The organism is Serratia quinivorans (assembly GCF_052113645.1).
GTDB classification, from domain to species: domain Bacteria; phylum Pseudomonadota; class Gammaproteobacteria; order Enterobacterales; family Enterobacteriaceae; genus Serratia; species Serratia quinivorans_B.
The window spans coordinates 828,183-840,796 of the sequence record NZ_JBIEIU010000001.1; the positions used below are offsets into that span (position 1 = coordinate 828,183).

At 58.5% G+C, this 12,614-nt stretch carries 11 protein-coding genes; 3 read left to right on the plus strand and 8 right to left on the minus strand.

The features are described 5' to 3' along the window. Nucleotides 1-69: 69 nt before the first annotated feature. From ACGS9J_RS03815 to ACGS9J_RS03840, 6 genes are read right to left on the minus strand one after another with little or no spacing between them, the layout of a single operon-like run. Entirely contained in the window at nt 70-1,188 is a 1,119-nt protein-coding gene (locus ACGS9J_RS03815; RefSeq protein ID WP_442229739.1) for an alkylhydroperoxidase domain protein, read from the minus strand. After that, nucleotides 1,185-2,231, minus strand: coding sequence for a putative FMN-dependent luciferase-like monooxygenase (locus ACGS9J_RS03820; protein ID WP_442229740.1), 1,047 nt, complete (start codon nt 2,229-2,231; stop codon nt 1,185-1,187). Before ACGS9J_RS03820 ends, ACGS9J_RS03815 begins: the two co-directional genes overlap by 4 nt. Beyond that, the gene (locus ACGS9J_RS03825; RefSeq protein ID WP_442229741.1) at nt 2,221-3,900 is read right to left on the minus strand and encodes a dipeptide ABC transporter ATP-binding protein; all 1,680 of its coding nucleotides are present in this window, start codon (nt 3,898-3,900) and stop codon (nt 2,221-2,223) included. Before ACGS9J_RS03825 ends, ACGS9J_RS03820 begins: the two co-directional genes overlap by 11 nt. Further along, the gene (locus ACGS9J_RS03830; RefSeq protein WP_442229742.1) at nt 3,897-4,787 is read right to left on the minus strand and encodes an ABC transporter permease; all 891 of its coding nucleotides are present in this window, start codon (nt 4,785-4,787) and stop codon (nt 3,897-3,899) included. The genes ACGS9J_RS03825 and ACGS9J_RS03830 overlap by 4 nt, the downstream gene beginning before the upstream one ends. Then, nucleotides 4,784-5,728: an ABC transporter permease gene (locus ACGS9J_RS03835; RefSeq protein WP_442229743.1), complete on the minus strand. Its 945-nt coding sequence runs from the start codon at nt 5,726-5,728 to the stop codon at nt 4,784-4,786. The genes ACGS9J_RS03830 and ACGS9J_RS03835 overlap by 4 nt, the downstream gene beginning before the upstream one ends. Nucleotides 5,729-5,738: 10 nt before the next feature. Further along, nucleotides 5,739-7,364 carry a TIGR04028 family ABC transporter substrate-binding protein gene (locus tag ACGS9J_RS03840; protein ID WP_442229744.1) on the minus strand — a complete coding sequence of 542 codons (1,626 nt, stop codon included), beginning with the start codon at nt 7,362-7,364 and terminating at the stop codon, nt 5,739-5,741. Between the two features lie 175 nt (nt 7,365-7,539). Here ACGS9J_RS03840 and ACGS9J_RS03845 point away from each other — a divergent pair, with 175 nt between their 5' ends. Then, nucleotides 7,540-7,788 (plus strand): hypothetical protein, encoded by a 249-nt coding sequence (locus tag ACGS9J_RS03845; protein ID WP_442229745.1) that lies wholly within the window; start codon nt 7,540-7,542, stop codon nt 7,786-7,788. A 15-nt stretch (nt 7,789-7,803) separates the two neighbouring features. On the opposite strand, the gene ACGS9J_RS03850 is transcribed toward ACGS9J_RS03845, so the two are convergent. Next, nucleotides 7,804-9,099 carry an MFS transporter gene (locus ACGS9J_RS03850; RefSeq protein WP_442229746.1) on the minus strand — a complete coding sequence of 432 codons (1,296 nt, stop codon included), beginning with the start codon at nt 9,097-9,099 and terminating at the stop codon, nt 7,804-7,806. Nucleotides 9,100-9,402: 303 nt separating this feature from the next. Here ACGS9J_RS03850 and ACGS9J_RS03855 point away from each other — a divergent pair, with 303 nt between their 5' ends. Continuing rightward, nucleotides 9,403-10,119 carry a FadR/GntR family transcriptional regulator gene (locus ACGS9J_RS03855; RefSeq protein WP_187961652.1) on the plus strand — a complete coding sequence of 239 codons (717 nt, stop codon included), beginning with the start codon at nt 9,403-9,405 and terminating at the stop codon, nt 10,117-10,119. A 39-nt stretch (nt 10,120-10,158) separates the two neighbouring features. On the opposite strand, the gene ACGS9J_RS03860 is transcribed toward ACGS9J_RS03855, so the two are convergent. Continuing rightward, a complete protein-coding gene (locus ACGS9J_RS03860; RefSeq protein WP_442229747.1) occupies nt 10,159-11,412 on the minus strand; it encodes an enolase C-terminal domain-like protein in 1,254 nt (417 codons plus the stop codon). A 356-nt stretch (nt 11,413-11,768) separates the two neighbouring features. Here ACGS9J_RS03860 and ACGS9J_RS03865 point away from each other — a divergent pair, with 356 nt between their 5' ends. Then, the gene (locus ACGS9J_RS03865; protein ID WP_442229748.1) at nt 11,769-12,536 is read left to right on the plus strand and encodes an SDR family oxidoreductase; all 768 of its coding nucleotides are present in this window, start codon (nt 11,769-11,771) and stop codon (nt 12,534-12,536) included. Nucleotides 12,537-12,614 lie beyond the last annotated feature (78 nt).

Below are 12,614 nucleotides of genomic sequence, written 5' to 3' on the forward strand. Positions count from 1 at the left end.
TAAATGTAACTATTAATGACCGAGGCGAATACCTTCGCCCCGGTTAACAGCGATTCGTTTGTGGAAAGCTTAATGATCGTCGAAAGGTTCGCCAAGGGTCAGCATCAGTCGATTGGCCCAGGCAAAGAACGCGGTCGATTGCACCAGATCCAGCAACGCCAGCTCATCCAGCCCTTGCTCGCGCAACGCGGCCAGGTGTTCGGCGCTGGCCTGCGGTGGCGTGGCGGACAATGCAGCGGCAAAGTCTATCTGTGTCTGCCACGGCTCCCCTTGCCCTTCACTCAGTACGCCGCCCGGAGCCACGTCCAGCAGGCGCTGCACCGCTTCCGCTTGTTTGGACAACTGCGCCGCCTTGCGCGCATGCACCGAAGCACAGTAGATGCAGCCATTCACCTTACTGGCCACCGTTGCCGCCAGTTCACGATCCTTACGCTCCAGCCCGCCTGGGGTGTAGAAAATGGCCCGATCCGCCAAGGTTCTCTGCTCCAGTACCGGATGATTGCGCGCCAGCAGGCGGAAATAATCCGAGTCGCTATGCCCGAAACGCGTCAGCAGCGCCTGACCTGCCGCATCAAACTCCGCCAGTGGCTTGGCGGCGATCCACGGCTCCCAGCCCAATTCCTGGCGGGTAAACAGTGGCGGTGCATGGCGGCCGCTGAGCGTGACAGACTCGGTACGCCAACTACCCGCCCTGACCGGTGTGCCGCCCGCGCTGTCGAGCGGTTGGCCTTCAAGCAACCGGTAGCCGGTCAGCAAACGGCTCTGGAAGCTGACAAAGGCGATCAGCTGCGACAGGGTGACAATATCGTCCAGCGACCAGCCGGCCTGTTGCAGCGCCTGCAAATGCTGCGCGTCGGCGCTGGCGGGTCTGAACGCCAGCCGTTCAGCATGATCCAACGCCGCCTGCAAATGCGAGCCGTGCTGAGCGCCTCCCTGCTGCTGCAGCAAGGCCCCATAGTGGGCAGAAAGCCGCTTGTCCGCATGCCATTCGCTGATGCGCTGCGCGATCTGCAGCCGTTGCACCACGGGGAAATCCCCGGCATCGGCGGGGGAGAACAGCGCCTGATAGCTGGCCTGTATCGCGTCTGTCGCCGCTTGGCGCGTTGCTCTGGCCTCGGCTAACGCAGAACCGGGGGCGATCTCTGCCAGCTCAGCCAGCAGATCTTTAGGGTGCAATGTTGCAGTCATACCTTTTCCTCAGCGTGATGTTCGTAGGAGATGGATGCGGGATTGCTGCGCTGCCAGCCGAGTTCCGGGGCAACGTGGCGAGCGATCAGGTCAATAGAGCGCAGGATGGTGGCGTGCGGTGGATCGATGGAATGCACCTGGAACGCCAAATCGGTCACTCGCGCCAGCGCGCTGTCTTTTTGCAATGAGGCAATCACCTGGTCCGGGGTGCCAAGATGCACGTCAAAGGCACGGATCAGTCCATCGAGCGATTCATCGGACGGCCGGTGGCCGCTGGCACGCAGGCGTTCAAGCCCCCGGCTCAGCCCTTTGGCGGCAAAGTCCCGCGCCTGTTGCCCCTGGTCGGTCACCAGTGCGGTGCGTGATCCCATAATGCGCGGTGTAATGCCGGCTGGCAGCGCCGCCAGATAGGCGTCGATAATCGGATTCTGCAATTCGTCCAGCGGTAAATCCGGCGCATCCGCCGGGCGCGGTTGGGTACGCGACAACATCAGGCCGTCGCCTGCCCGTCCGGCGCGCTCGCCGCCTTCCACCGAAAAAGTGGCCTGCCAAACCCGCTCCGCCAACTGCGGTGCTGCCGGATACAGGCGGTTATCCTCGCCCCCCAACGCTTCACCGCGCCAGGCCCGCAGCAGGGTGTTGAAATTGTCGGCAAATACCGCGTGACGCTGTGTGGCATCGAAACCGAAGGCGCTGAACGAAGAAGGCGTCCCCCCGGCGGCAATGCCGATCTCCAGCCTGCCGTCGGACAGCAGGTCCAACACTGCCGTGTCTTCCGCCACCCGAATGGCGGACTCCATTGGCAGCGTGATCACCCCGGTGCCCAGCCGGATATGCCGGGTGCGGGCAGCCACCTGCGCCAGAAACACCAGTGGCGAAGGCAGGCCGCCTTCATCCTCGTGAAAGTGGTGTTGCGCCACCCAGGCGCTGTCAAAACCGGCACTTTCGGCATGCACAATTTGTTCGGTCGCCAGTCGGTAGCGCTGTTGTGCACTGCCCTGATCCAGTAGCCGGGTGAAAAAACCGAGTCTTTTACTGCTCATTGAATGCGTCCTCAATCTGCGGCTGTGCGGCATAAAGCTGGCGGCCGGGTATGGCCTCAATCAACTGCCGTGTGTAATCACTGCCCGGCATGGCAAACAGCGCATTAGTCGCACCGCTGTCCACCTGCACGCCACGGTGCAATACCGAAATGCTGTGTGAAATCTGCCGAACCGTGGCCAGATCGTGTGAGATAAACAAATAAGTCAGCCCCAGCTCCTGCTGCAAATCCTGCAACAACCGCAGGATCTGTGCCTGAACCGTAACATCCAATGCCGAAGTGGCTTCATCCAGCACCAGCACCCGCGGCTGCAGCACCAGCGCCCGGGCGATCGCCACCCGTTGCCGTTGGCCACCGGAAAGCTCGCGCGGTTTACGGCTCAGTAATTCACTCGGCAGCGCCACCCGTTCAAACAAATCTCGCACCCGGCGATAACGCTCGGCCTTGGTCAGCGGCTCAAAGTTCAGCAGCGGCTCTTCAATCACCTGATACAAGGTCTGGGACGGATCGAGCGAGCCGAACGGGTTCTGATACACCAACTGAATGCGGCGGCGGAACTGGCGCAGTGCCTCGCCCTTCAGGCGCGTGAAGTCGACGCCGTCGATAATGATTTGCCCGGCATCCGGCCGTTGAAAACCCAGCAGGCAGCGCGCCAGCGTGGTCTTGCCGGATCCGGATTCCCCCACCAATGCATGGGTGGTGCCGCGCGGCACGCTGAACGACACCTGATCCAGCGCGCGGTACGTTTTGCCGCCGCTACCGGCCAGGGGGAAGTCTTTCACCAGCCCATTGACCTGGATCGCCAGCTCTGGCGTGCTGTTGTGGCTGGGTTGCGGCACCACCGCGCGGGTCAATGAAGGCACGTCGGCAAACAGCCGGCGGGTATAGTCGCTGGCAGGCGCGCGCAGCACGTCGGCGGTCACCCCCTGCTCCTGCACCCGACCATGACGAAACACCAGCAGCCGGTCAGCGCGCTCCGCTGCCACCGCCAGATCGTGGGTCACCAGCAGCACCGCAGTACCAAACTCCTGGCGCAGCTCGTCGATCAGATCGAGAATGCGCTTTTGCACCGTGACATCCAGCGCACTGGTTGGCTCATCGGCGATAATCAGCGCCGGTTGCAACGCAATGGCGATGGCGATCAATACCCGCTGTTTCATGCCGCCGGAAAGCTCATGCGGATACTGGCGGGCCCGCAGCTCCGGGTGTGTCAGGCCGACGCGGGTCAGTAATGCCACCACCCGCTGTTGCAATTGCTTGCGCGGTAGCCGACGGTGAATGTTGATGATCTCCGCCACCTGTTCGCCGATAGTCTTCACCGGATTCAGTGAACTGGAGGGATCCTGGGGGATCAAACTGATTTGCGCTCCACGCACCGCGTCCAGGCGCTTTGATGACCAATGGCTGATGTCCGTGCCGTTAAGGCGTATCGCGCCCTGCTCCAGACGGCCGTTCTCGGTCAGCAAACCAATGATCGCCTGTGCGGTGGTGGTTTTGCCCGAGCCGGACTCGCCCACCAGCGCCACCACTTCCCCCGGTTGAATGGCGAACGACACCTGATGCACCACCCGTTGGCTACCGGCTGCGCTCTGATAGGCGATGGAGACTTGTTCCAGCTCCAGCACCGGCGGCGTGCCCGCCGCCCGTTGTAATGCGCTGTGAATACTCATGATGGTGTTCTCCCCAAGGCGCGGCTGATACGGTTAGCCGCCAGAACCACCGCCACGACCGCCAGCCCCGGGAAGGTGGTTAACCACCAGGCGGTGGAAATGTAGTTGCGTCCTTCGGCGATCAGCAGCCCCCACTCAGGCGTTGGCGGTGGCGTGCCGTAGCCCAGGAAACTCAGGGTGGCGATCGCCAGGATTGCGTTGCCAAACTGCAGCGCAGAGAAGGCAATCACCGACGTCAGCGAGTTCGGCAAAATGTGCCGCCACAGCACTGCCCAGAAGGTGCCGCCGCTGCCATAGGCCGCCTCGACGTAGTCGCTGTGCCGCACCCGCACCACCTCTGCGCGTGCCAGGCGGGCAAAGTTGGCCACCGAAGTAATCCCGACGGCGATGGCGGCGTTCACCGTGCCGAAGCCCAGCAAAATAATGATGCTCAGCGACAGCAGCAGGCCGGGAATCGACAGCAGCACGTCGACAAGGCGCATCACCACGTCGTCCGCCACACCGCCCACCGCCCCGGCAATCAACCCCAGCGCCGTGCCCAGCAGCAGCCCCAACGCGACCGCCACCAGCGCGGCGGACAGCGTCTGCGAAGCGCCATAAACAATGCGCGCATACAGGTCGCGCCCCAGTTGATCGGTACCCAGCCAGTGTTCGCCCCCCGGAACCAAACGCTGTGCACCGGCAATGCCTTCGGTACCGCTGTAGGCCGTGAACAGCTGGGGGGCCAGCGCCCACAGCACCGCGATGACGATCACCGTCCAGGCCAGCAACAGCGTCAACGGCACACGGCGACGGCGCGGGCGGTGCGTAGACAAGGTGCCTTCGCTTTCCACACCGCTCAGATCACGCTCCGGCACGCTGGATTTTTCAAAGGAGATACTGCTCATACGGCGGCTCCTGTATGGGTTTTCAATCGCGGATCCAGCAGCGGGAACAGCAGATCCACCAGCAGATTGAGGGTGACGAAAGCGGCGGCGGAAATCACCACGATCGCCTGCAGCACCGCTACGTCCTGATTCAGCACCGCCTGCAAGGTGAGTTGCCCCAGCCCGCTGCGGCCAAACACGGTTTCGGTGATCAAGGCGCCGGCGATCAGTTCGCCAAGCAAAATACCGGCGATGGTCAGCACCGGCAGCATGGCGTTACGCGCCACATGTCCCCACAGCACTCGGCTGCGGCTGGCCCCTTTGGCCCGCGCCACGGCGACGAAGGGTTGGGTTTGTACCTGGTCGATACTGCGGATCAAGATCTGCGCCAACGGAGCGGAGATCGGCACCGCCAGCGTCACAATCGGCAGGATCAACCCTTGCCACTCACCCGGATTGATCACCGGGATCAGCTTGAGCTGGAATGAAAACAGCTGGATCAGCACGATGCCCAGCCAGAAGGTCGGCACCGAGACAAACAACGACGGCAGCGACTGCAACAGCGATCTCAACCAGCCAAACCCGGTCAGATTGGCGATAAAGGCGATCGCCAACGCCAGGATCAGCGCCAGCGAAAACCCCAACAGCGCCAGTTGCAGCGTGGCAGGCAGGTTGGTGTCCAACAGCTCGGTAACCGGCACCCCGGCCTGAATGGAGTAGCCGAGATCCCCGCGCAGCACATTCGCCAGCGCATGCAAATACTGCTGCCACAGCGACACATCGGCACCATAGGCAGCACGCATATCGGCGATCTGCGCCGGACTCAGCCCCATGTCCGGGTTCTGAAACTTAATCAGAATGGCGTCACCGGGCAGCACCTGCAGCAAGATAAACGACAGGCTAAAGGTCGCCCACAGCACCAACAGCGCCTGCCCAATACGCCGTGCCAGATATCGGCTCATCATCGCCTCCTTAACGTTTATCCAGCCAGGCGCCGTAGAAACTCGGGCGACCGACCGCTTCAAAACTCACCCCCTTGAGATAAGGCGCACCGGCAAACACCTGCGGTTCTTCGAAGAACGGGATCACATAGGCCTGATCGAGCAGGTAGTTTTGCGCCTCACCGGCAATCTGCAGGCGTTTTTGCGCGTCCACCTCAGAGGCGATGCCCAGCAGCAGCGCGTTCAATTGGTCATCTTTGAATGCGCTGTTTTTGCCCGTTCCACCTTGCTGCAACAGCGCATCGCGGTTGGTCGGGTAGAACTGGCTTTTAATCACATCCGGATCGGCCCGCCCCACTTCCACCACCGCCGCCGGGGTTTTCTGCGGATCCAGGTTATCCGCCACCTTGCTGCCGGCGTCGCCCGCCAGAATGTTCAAGCGCGCACCGACCTTGCCCCACTGCTGTGAAACCAGTTGCAACACCGCCTTGTTCTGCGGCTGCGGCAGCGATTCATAGACATTCAGCAACAGTTTTTTGCCGTCCTTCGCCCGTAGGCCGTCGCCGCCCTTTTTCCAGCCCGCCTCATCCAGCAGGCGGTTGGCCAACTCCGGGTCGAATTTCAGCTTGGCGGACAGGTCGACAAAACCGGCGGCGGAAGAGGCAATCACCGATTTGGCCTGCGGGTAGTTAACGGAGAACAGCGTCTCGACAATCTGCTTGCTGTCGGTGGCATGCAGCAGTGCCTGACGCACGCGCAGGTCGCTCACCAGCGGGTTGTCCGGCCGGAAAGCCACGCTGTCATTGACGCCGCGCGTTGGCGCGGCATAGATAGTGAAGCCCTGATCCTGCGTTTGCTTCTCGTCGTAGGCCTGGATCTGGCGGATAAAGTCCGCCTGCCCGGCCTGCAGCGCACCAATACGCACGCTGTCTTCGCCGGTCACGATCACCTTGATGCCATCCAGATTGGCGCGTCCCTGCTGCGCCAGCTTGGCCGGCCCCCAGCGGTAATCTTTACGCACGCCGAGATCCACTTCACGCCCCAGCGTCTCGGCGCTGACCACGAACGGACCGGAGCCGATGATATGGCGCGCATCACCCAGTTCGTCATAGCTGCGGTTCAGGGTACTGAGAGAAACCAGCCCCGACCCAATGGTGGCGGTGCCCTGCAGGAAACCCGGTGACGAACGCTTGAAGTAAAACTTGACGGTCAACGGGTCAACCACTTCGCTGTGGTCGTAGTTATTGATCACCTCGGACACCGGCAGACGCTTCTCTTTGTTGCCCAGGCCGTAGGTATCGAAATTCTTCGCCACCGCGTTGGCGTCCAGCGGCGTACCGTCGGAGAAGGTCACGCCCGGCCGCAGTTTGAAGGTGTATTCGGTTTTGTCGGCGTTACTGCTCCAGGATTCGGCGATCCACGGCTCAATCTCCAGCGTTTTGGGGTTCTGGTAAGTCAGCTTGTCGGTGATTTGGTTGAGGATGCCGCCGTTGGGGTAGAAGCCGCCGGAAGGCGGATAAAGGTTGGTGTGCGCCTGCTGTTCCAGGTAGATCAGCGTGCCGCCCTGCACCGACGCCAGCGCCGGCGTCATGACCACCGCCAGCCCCAATGCCACTGTTATTCCGCTGGTTAATCTATTGAAAGAGAACTTAAACATAGTGTGCCACGCCTTCTTTATTTCGGAATGTTATGGATTAGATAACAAACCAAATCGGCGGGGAGTTGAACGAACTATTTTCGCTAACCAATGGCGGAAAATGCACAAGGCAGCGACGGTTGGCAGAAAGGATGTTTTGTTATAACGTATCAGAAATCACATCAGGAAGACGAAAATGAAAATTCAGCTTTCGCTGTTGTTCCTTGGCCTGCTGGCCGGACGGGCCGCCGCATTCCAGTCCAGGGTGCCGGAACCCCAGCCTGAACAGGCGCATGCAACGGAAAACAACCTCGAGAATATGTTTTACGGTTTTCACGCGCTGGACGCGCAGGCGGTCAATATCGGCACCTGCGCCGCGCTGCCGCAGGCGGGATGCCAGTGCGCATTCTGCACCATGCTGCGAAAGGCCGGGCCGGCGAAATAACCGCCCGGCCAGACCTTATCGGCAAGCGGCGGCGTCTGGCACGCTAATCCGCGGTACCTTGTTGGAGAATCGGGTCAGCGCCGTTAGCACCACCGCGATAACCAGTGAAGAACCCATAAAGACGTAAGACGCCTGCGGCCCCTGCGTAATGCCATTGAGATAACCGACAATCCAGGCGCCAACAAATGACCCCAATGCGCCGAAACTCACGATGAAGGCCATCGCCCCCGCCATCACGTTTCGCGGCAGCAGCTCCGGGATCGCCGCAAAGAACGGGCCATACGGCGTATACATCGCCCCGCCGGCTATCACCAGCAACACATAAGACAACCAGAAATGATTGGCGCCGAGCGTGAAGGAGGCACAAAAACATACCGCGCCCAATCCCAGGAACAGCAGCACTACCGGTTTGCGTTGCTGATATTTATCAGAAAAGTAGGATGCGCTGAGCATGAGTGGCACCGCCAGCAGGTACGGCGCAGCGGACAACCAGCCGGTCGCGACGATGCCCATGCCAGAGGCCGTTTTCAAAATCGATGGCAGCCACATGATGAAACCGTACATGCCGATATTCCAGAAGAAATGAATAAACGACAGCGCTAAAACCTTGCGGGAACGGAATGCCTCGCCGTAATTTTTAATCGGTTGCATACCCGTCTGTTCAGCGGCCAGCGCGGCCTCCAGGTCGGCTTTCTCCTGCTCGCTGAGCCAAGTGGCATCTTTTGGCCGATCGACAAAGATGACCCACCAGATTGCCGCCCAGATAATCGCCGGTACCCCTTCTATGATAAACATGCCGCGCCAGCCGAAGGCGTCGACCAAATAGCCGGACAGGATCGACATCCACAGCACGGTGATGGGGTTCCCCAGGAACAGGAAGGTATTGGCTTTCGACCGCTCCTGCTTGGTAAACCAATGGCTGAGGAATACCAACATGGCCGGCATCACGACACTCTCCGCCACCCCGAGCAAGAAGCGGATAACGGCCAACGTCGCCACATTGCTGACCAAGCCGGTTGCCGTGGCCAAAATCCCCCACAACACCAGACTCCAAAAAATCAGCGCCTTCGCGCTGCGTTTCTCGGCGTAAATGCCGCCAGGCACCTGGAAAAAGAAATAACCGAGGAAAAATAACGCCCCCAGCAGTGACGACATCCCGGGTGTAATATTGAGATCCTGCGCCAGCCCTGCCGCTGCGCCAAAACCGTAGTTGGCGCGATCAAGGTAGGCCAGGCTATAGGTGATAAAAGCCAGTGGGATAAGCTTTCGCCAGCGGATCGGCGCCAGTTTGACGGGTAAATTGATGTTCATGTGAGTTTTCCCAAGGGAGGTTTAATGAATACCGGCCCCGACATGCAGGCCGGTGTTCTGTTTATCATTTTAAAACATCACATGTCATACGATAACTTGTATGACATCCTTCCAGATCAAAAATGAATCACAACGACACCACAATCAATCACCAGCGCTGCAAATTGAAATGGCGATCACAAAATAAATTTATGCCACCTTACCTTGGGCCAGCCACGCAAAAATGCGGTGAACAACTTCACACCTGTAGCCTGGCGTGCTATACCACAGGCATGTTGTAGGACAACTTATGCGATGGATACCATGAGTCTTCAATCAATCCAGAAACACAACGTGGTCAACGCGGTTTATGAGCAGATAAAAGAAAAACTGTTGGACGGCAGCTGGCCGCCCGGCAGTAAGCTCCCTTCCGAAGCGGAACTGACCACCTCTTTCAACGTCAGCCGGGTCAGTATTCGCAGCGCAGTGCAGCGTCTGCGCGATCTGGGCATTGTGGTGACCCATCAGGGTAAAGGCAGTTTTGTCGCTCAACACCTCAATCCACAGAGTCTGTTCAATGAACAGCAACCGATCATGCACCTCAGCCGCGAAGAGTTTCACGACATGATGGTGTTTCGCCAAACGGTGGAGTTCAAATGCATGGAACTGGCGGTATTAAACGCCACGCCGGAGGACATCACCGCACTGGAGCAGGCGCTGAACCGCATGCTGATCAATAAAGACGATTACAAAAAATACTCCCAGGCCGATTTTGAGTTTCATCTGGCGATAGCCAAGGCGTCGCAGAACAAAGTGTTTTACAACGTGATGAACTCGATTAAAGACACTTATTACTACTACCTGGAAGAACTGAACCGAGCGCTGGGTATTTCGCTTGAAAGCGTCGAAGCGCACATCAAGGTGTTTATGGCGATTAAAAACCGCGACTCTTCTACCGCTGTTGAGGTGCTCAATGAGGCGATGGCGGAGAACGTCATCGCCATCGAAAAACTCAAGCAGACAGCATCGGGCACCGAGTGACACGCTTTAACAGGGCGCAATAATGCGCCCTGAGCGATGTTAAGGCCGTGACGCCGTCCCGTCTGGCGTACGGGCCAGAGTCCAGGACGGAATACCGCCGATGCACGGATACTGCGCCGCTTTTTTCTCATCGATATCTATCCCCAATCCAGGGCGATCGCTCAGATAGGCAAAGCCGCGCTCAATCTCCGGGCAGCCAACGAACACTTCACGCAGCGCGTCGTTCATCGGGGTGTACTCCTGAATACCGAAATTGGTGACGCTCATGTCCAGGTGCAGGTTGGCCGCAACCCCGACAGGAGAAATGTCGCCAGGCCCATGCCACGCCGTGCGCACCCCATGGATTTCACTTAACGTCGCCAGTTTTTTCGCCGGGGTGATGCCACCGATGGTACTTACATGGCAACGGATATAATCGATAAGATTATGGGTAATCAGCGGCTTCCAGTCATTGACGTTAGTGAATAACTCCCCCATTGAGATCGGCGTAGACGATTGTTGGCGCAGCATTTTCAGCCAGTCTATATTTTCTGGCGCCACCGGATCTTCGAGGTAGAACAGTTGGTACTGCTCCAATGTTTTGGCCAGTTGCACCGCGGCGATCGGGGTGACCCGCTCATGCACATCGTGGATAAACTCAATACCGAAACCGAGCTTGTTACGCAGATGTTCAAACAGGCGCGGCACGCTTCTCACATAGGCGTCCGGATCAAAATAGATGCCCGGTGTACTGGCGCGCGGAGAACGTTTGGGCTGAATATTTTTTGCTCTCGCCAACTGGGTGGCGATCAATTTCATATCGTCAGTGCCCGCCCCTCCGTACATCCCCATCTGGCAACGTACGTATTGATAACCTTCTTCCATGCGCGCGCGGATGCAATCCTCTACTTCAAACTCATCGCTTCCGTCGGTATGGCAATACAGCGGAATGCCATCACGGCACTGCCCCCCCAACAGCTCATATACCGGCAAACCGGCGACTTTACCCTTGATGTCCCACAGCGCCATGTCCACGCCGGACAGAGCATTGTTCATGATCGGCCCGCTGCGCCAGTAGCCGCTCACGCAGGCGGACTGCCAAATATCCTCTATCCGCGACGGATCCTTGCCGATAAGAAAGGGAGCCATATAGTCGTCAATGGCCGTTTTCACCGCATGAATGCGTTGGGTGAAAGTGGCGCACCCCAGGCCATACAGGCCCGGCTGGTTAGTCTCAACTTTAACCACTGCCAGATCGATACCGCCCGGAGCGGTAAGAATGGTTTTCACGCCGGTGATTCTTAGATTGCCCACTGTAAACTCCTTTGCCGCCATGTTATTAGTTGTCCTACAAAATGATTGATTTATAGCACTGATAATCTGCCGGCAAAAGCCTGGTTCAAAAATTATGTGCGCTACGTCATGGCACAAAAAACAAAAATCAAACAACCATTTGTTTTTAATGTGAATATTTTTATCTCATTTTAAACGGATACTTTTCTTTTGTGATCGAAGCTTCAAAAACCGTTCAACCGGATTGATTTCCACTGGGGCTTATCGCACCTTAAATATGAATGATGTCATACAGGTTAAGTCATCTTAATCTCAACATGCCGCCAGTCACGGCACCTACGGCATCAGGATCCTTTAGCCAACCATAAGGGGTTGATATGTCTACTCTGTTCGATTTAACGGGAAAAACGGCGCTGGTTACCGGCTCTTCTCGCGGGTTAGGTTTTTCCTACGCGGAGGGACTGGCTGCGGCTGGCGCCAGCGTCATTCTAAACGGTACCCAAGCCGCGACGGTGCAGGCGGCGGTCGATCGCCTGCAATCGCAAGGGCTAAAAGCACGAGGCTTCAGTTTCGACGTGACCGATGAATCCGCCATTGAAGCGGTATTCAGCCAGCTCGACGAAGAGCAGGTCGAGGTTGATATCGTGATCAACAATGCCGGCATTCAGTACCGTAAACCGCTGGTCGATCTGGAGCTGGAACAGTGGCAACGGGTGCTTGATACCAACCTGACCAGCGCATTTATCGTTGCCCGCGCCGCCGCCAGGCGAATGATTGCCCGCGGGAGAGGCGGAAAAATCATTAATATTGGTTCACTGACCAGCCAGGCAGCGCGCGCCACGGTAGCCCCTTACACCGCTGCCAAAGGCGGCATAAAGATGCTCACCTGCTCGATGGCGGCCGAATGGGCCGAGTTTAACATTCAGTCCAACGCCATCGGCCCGGGCTATATCCTGACGGATATGAACGCTGCACTGGTTGATAACCCCGAGTTCGATGCCTGGGTGAAAGCCAGCAATCCATCAAAACGCTGGGGCAAGCCGAAAGAACTGATCGGCACCGCCGTCTATCTCGCTTCCGACGCTTCCAACTACGTGAATGGACAGATTATTTACGTCGATGGCGGTTGGCTGGCCGTGCTGTAACCCTGCCCCGTTCGGTTTCATCCTGTTGACTTACCCGCGGCGCCTTGGCCGCTGCGGGCGGACCCTCTGTAGCCAAAA

Bases quoted from the DNA above. Each gene is read 5' to 3' on its own strand.
- ACGS9J_RS03815 (WP_442229739.1), bottom strand. From the start codon at position 1,188: ATGACTGCAACATTGCACCCTAAAGATCTGCTGGCTGAGCTGGCAGAG.
- ACGS9J_RS03820 (WP_442229740.1), bottom strand. From the start codon at position 2,231: ATGAGCAGTAAAAGACTCGGTTTTTTCACCCGGCTACTGGATCAGGGC.
- ACGS9J_RS03825 (WP_442229741.1), bottom strand. From the start codon at position 3,900: ATGAGTATTCACAGCGCATTACAACGGGCGGCGGGCACGCCGCCGGTG.
- ACGS9J_RS03830 (WP_442229742.1), bottom strand. From the start codon at position 4,787: ATGAGCAGTATCTCCTTTGAAAAATCCAGCGTGCCGGAGCGTGATCTG.
- ACGS9J_RS03835 (WP_442229743.1), bottom strand. From the start codon at position 5,728: ATGAGCCGATATCTGGCACGGCGTATTGGGCAGGCGCTGTTGGTGCTG.
- ACGS9J_RS03840 (WP_442229744.1), bottom strand. From the start codon at position 7,364: ATGTTTAAGTTCTCTTTCAATAGATTAACCAGCGGAATAACAGTGGCA.
- ACGS9J_RS03845 (WP_442229745.1), top strand. From the start codon at position 7,540: ATGAAAATTCAGCTTTCGCTGTTGTTCCTTGGCCTGCTGGCCGGACGG.
- ACGS9J_RS03850 (WP_442229746.1), bottom strand. From the start codon at position 9,099: ATGAACATCAATTTACCCGTCAAACTGGCGCCGATCCGCTGGCGAAAG.
- ACGS9J_RS03855 (WP_187961652.1), top strand. From the start codon at position 9,403: ATGAGTCTTCAATCAATCCAGAAACACAACGTGGTCAACGCGGTTTAT.
- ACGS9J_RS03865 (WP_442229748.1), top strand. From the start codon at position 11,769: ATGTCTACTCTGTTCGATTTAACGGGAAAAACGGCGCTGGTTACCGGC.